Annotated in this window: 3 protein-coding genes and 1 pseudogene; 1 reads left to right on the top strand and 3 read right to left on the bottom strand. The window is 72.8% G+C overall.

The genetic code is table 11. The annotated features are described in order from the left end of the window. Nucleotides 1-610: 610 nt before the first annotated feature. Nucleotides 611-1,204, top strand: coding sequence for a transglutaminase family protein (locus KS423_RS40890; protein ID WP_224284797.1), 594 nt, complete (start codon nucleotides 611-613; stop codon nucleotides 1,202-1,204). A 56-nt stretch (nucleotides 1,205-1,260) separates the two neighbouring features. Here KS423_RS40890 and KS423_RS40885 read toward each other — a convergent pair. The 3 genes and pseudogenes from KS423_RS40885 to KS423_RS40875 form a co-directional block, all read right to left on the bottom strand. Further along, nucleotides 1,261-2,046: pseudogene (locus KS423_RS40885) on the bottom strand (hypothetical protein); the annotation flags it as partial. A 317-nt stretch (nucleotides 2,047-2,363) separates the two neighbouring features. Continuing rightward, complete coding sequence (locus tag KS423_RS40880; RefSeq protein ID WP_224284796.1) at nucleotides 2,364-3,167, bottom strand: hypothetical protein; 804 nt, start codon at nucleotides 3,165-3,167, stop codon at nucleotides 2,364-2,366. Beyond that, a complete protein-coding gene (locus KS423_RS40875) occupies nucleotides 3,164-3,697 on the bottom strand; it encodes a SigE family RNA polymerase sigma factor (protein ID WP_224284795.1) in 534 nt (177 codons plus the stop codon). Before KS423_RS40875 ends, KS423_RS40880 begins: the two co-directional genes overlap by 4 nt. Nucleotides 3,698-3,758: the final 61 nt, after the last annotated feature.

Here is a 3,758-nt window from a genome sequence, read left to right as displayed (position 1 = left end):
GTGCCGGAGTGGCTCGATGCAGCAATTGTTGCCAGGCCGGACCGGTCATCGACAAGACCCCCTCGCTACGACCCACCGTCGTACCCAAGGGCGGACGACGCCGATCCGCAGGGGCGGGCGCCCGGAGCGCGCCGATCCCCGCCGACCCCTCCCGGCCTGCGCAAACACCCTCCAGCCACTCGCCAAATAGTCTCAAAATGGCGCAAAACGGACACCACTATCCGTCGTCGTGCACCGCATTCCCGTGTGAGCGCACTCACCACACGGGCCCCGGCAACATCACCGACCGGCCCACCGCCACCACGCTGAGTCAACACCGGGCGGCCGCCGTTGAGACCGCCGCCACACCCGGCCAACGTGGGAACGGCGCCGAAGGACACCTCCGCAGCTGTCGGTCCTCCCGGCCGGCACGGCGGCAGCCGGGCACCGGCGCGAAGCCGTCGCAGGGCCGCGGCGGGGTGTGGGTCGGGTGCGGGGCGGGTGGTGTCGGTCATCGCAGATGCCTTCAGGACCGAGATGCCGGTCGGGGGCGGCCGGAGCGGGGTCGGGGCCCTGTCCAGGGGGTGGAATTCCGCACGCGGTGGACGGCGCGCGCGGCACCGTGGGCGGCATGATCCTTCAACCGGAGACCGACGACCTCGCCGCCTACCTCGCGGCGGACGAGGTGATCGACCACAAGCACTCGGAGCTGCGGCGGGCGGCCGCCGGGCTGGCCACGCCGGAGGCGGCGTTCCACTACGTCCGCGACCAGGTGGCGCACTCCGCGGACGCGGGCTCGTACAGCGGGGCGTTCCGCGCCTCCGAGGTGCTGGCCGCGCGCAATGCGATCTGCCACGGCAAGTCCCACCTGCTGGCCGCACTGCTGCGGGCGCAGGGCGTGCCGACCGGCCTGTGCTACCAACGGCTGGAGGACGGCGAGGGCGGATTCGTGCTGCACGCCCTCAACGCCGTGCACCTGGACGGCCGCTGGTCCCGCCTGGACGCCCGGGGCAACCGCGAGGGGGTGGACGCGCGGTACGACCTCGACCGGGAACGGCTGGCCTGGCCGGTCCGGCCGGAGCGGGGCGAGCGCGACTACCCCGTGGTCTTCGTCGCACCGCCCGCCTCGCTGGTCCGGGCGCTCGCCCGGGCAGTGCCGGGCCGATTCGGCTACGACTACCGGCCGGCCGAACTTCCGGGTGACGCGTCGGTCAGCCTCGGGTGAAGCGCCCACGCCGCGTTCGTCGACTCACCACGACGGAGCCATGGACCCGGCGCTCAAGGGCTGCCGATGGGATTGCCGTTCGGAGGCACGTGTCCGTGCAGGGGCAGGGTCGCCGGATGCGTGCCCAGCCGGATTCCGTACCGGCGCCGAAGGCGGTTCATCTCCAGCAGGGCTATCCCCGTGACCGTCACCGGCGCGCCCAGGATGAAGACGACGCCCAGAGCGAGGCCGAGGCCGTGCAGGTCGCCGGAGAGCAGGTCCGGGACCGCCATCAGCCACGTCGTCACGGTGGCGAGCAGCGGCGGCAGACAGCGGTGCACTCCCGCGGTGCCGAAGAAGTTGTCGGACACGTAAAGGCCCCCGGCGCCCACGAACCAGGTGAGCCAGAGCGCCGCCATGAGGCACAGCAGCATACGGAGCGGGGAAGCACCGTTCGCCAGCATCCACGTCAGCACCATCACCACGACCGAGCCGATGAAGAGCAGCAGCAGTTTGAGCGAGTTCACCAGCGGGGTGCGCAGCTGGCGGACGGTTCCGGTACGCCGCCACACGTAGAGCATCACACCGATCGTCAGTGGTGTGATCAGCAGCAGGACGAGACTCGCCGTCAGCACCTTCTCCAGCATCCCGTCGAAGGAGAAACCGCCCTCCACGAAGCTGTAGACACCGATCGCCGCGACCGCGCCGCAGATGACCCGGACGCGTTTGAGGGACTCCACGGCGGGATCGACCGACTCGGGCACCCACGTCGGGTGGAAGACCGCCTTCGCCACGTTCTTGGGATTGCGGAACGACCTCACGGTCAGCCTGTCGCTGAGCCAACGCTCACGCCCGCCGGTCAATTGCCGTCCCCCTGTTCCTCGGTCTGTCAAGATCGCCGGAGAGTGTACGGGAGGGGGCACGGCGCGCGCCGATCTCCTTCTCCCGCTCAGCGGCCGGATGCCGCAGGTCAGACGCCCCATCGCGTTTGAGGTCGAACGGCATGGGGTTGTGCGTGGTGCGCCCGGGCGGTCGCTTCGTCGCGGTGGGTGTGTGTCCCGGGGCGTCCGTGGAGGACGCCGACGGGCCGGTTGCCGACCTGGCGGAGGGCGTCGGTGTAGCGGGCCTGCCCGGGCCGCGCCCGCGCTGGCCGGGGTGGGCGGTCGGTGTGGGCGGTGGGTCAGAACTGCCAGGTGGGGTCGTCGGCGATCGCGAGCAGGGCGGCCTCGTCCAGGCCCGTGCCCGGCTGTTCGGTCCACTGCTGGAGCGTCACCGTCCGGCCGTCGGCGCGCTGGAGGCGGACGTACCGGGAGACACGGCCGTCCTGCCGGGAGGTCAGTGTCACGGCCTCGCCGCGCCCGCCGGAGGGGAGCTCGACCAGGTGGCAGTCGGTGCGCGGGGCGACCTCCTGCGGGCCGGGAACGCCGGGGGGCGGGGTGACCTCGGGCAGCGCGATGGCGGCGCAGAACGGGACCTTCGGCGCGTCGGCCGTGTGGTCGGCGCCGCCGACGAAGTCCACCGAACCGGCCGGGGACTGCCAGGCGACCCGGAAGGTGCGGCCCGGGATGTCCCCGGCGCGCACCGTCTTCGCGCCGGCCGGGAGCAGCGAGGCCAGGGTGGTGCCCAGGTGGTCGCTGGTCCAGTCGGTGGCGCGGCCGTTGCCGGGGCCGAAGGAGTCCGGGCGCAGCGGTTCGGGGGTGGCGTTGGCGGTGCCGGCCAGGGTGAGGGGGCCGGTGAGCGGGTCGGCGGCGGCGGTCGGGGTGCCGGGGGTGGGGGTGGGCAGGGTTGCGATCAGGGCGGCCAGGGTGGCGGTGGCGGCTGCCGTGGCGCCGGTGCGTACGGCGAGCCGGGTGGCGCGGCGGCGGCGTCCGGCCGTGACCGCCGTGTTCACGGTGCCGGGGCGCAGGGTTGGTTCGGCGCCGAGTCCGGCTGCGAGGAGGGTGCGCATCTCGTCCTGCGGGTCGAGGGCGTCGTGGTGGGTCACAGGAGTTCCTTCAGGGGGGTCGGGGCGGCGGCCAGTTCGTCGAACGGGTCGGTGTCGCCGAGCAGGGCGCGCAGTCTGGTGAGCGCGCGGGCGGTGTGGCTCTTGACGGTTCCGGCGGTGCAGCCCAGGGCCTTGGCGGTGTCCGCGATGTCCAGGTCGGCCCAGAACCGCAGGACCACCACGGCCCGTTGACGCGGTGGCAGGGCCGCGAGCGCGGTACGGACCTGCAGGCCGAGCGAGGGATCGGTGCCCGGACCGGGCCGGTCGGGCAGCGCGGGCGTCGGGTCCTCCCGCCGCCAGCGGCGCCGGGTGTGGTCGATGCAGGTCCGGGTCAGCACGCGATGGGTGTAGGCCTCCAGGTTGGCGACCCGGTGCCGTCTCCCCCACACGGAGTACAGCTTGGTCAGTGCGGTCTGCGTGATGTCCTCCGCGTGATGCCAGTCACCGCACATCAGATACGCCGTCCGCCGCAGGTGCGGCAACCGCTCCTCGGCAAAACCGCGGAACTCCTCCAGGTCTGCGCTACGCACAGGGCGTGCCTCCGTTCGTCTCTGCCCACTCGACGGAGCGCACCCGGTGCCGGGATGTCAC

Origin of the sequence: Streptomyces sp. LS1784, from assembly GCF_020103755.1 — a bacterium.
Classification (GTDB): domain Bacteria; phylum Actinomycetota; class Actinomycetes; order Streptomycetales; family Streptomycetaceae; genus Kitasatospora.
Note: the sequence above shows the minus strand (reverse complement) of the source record. Positions and strands in the feature narration are given on the sequence as shown.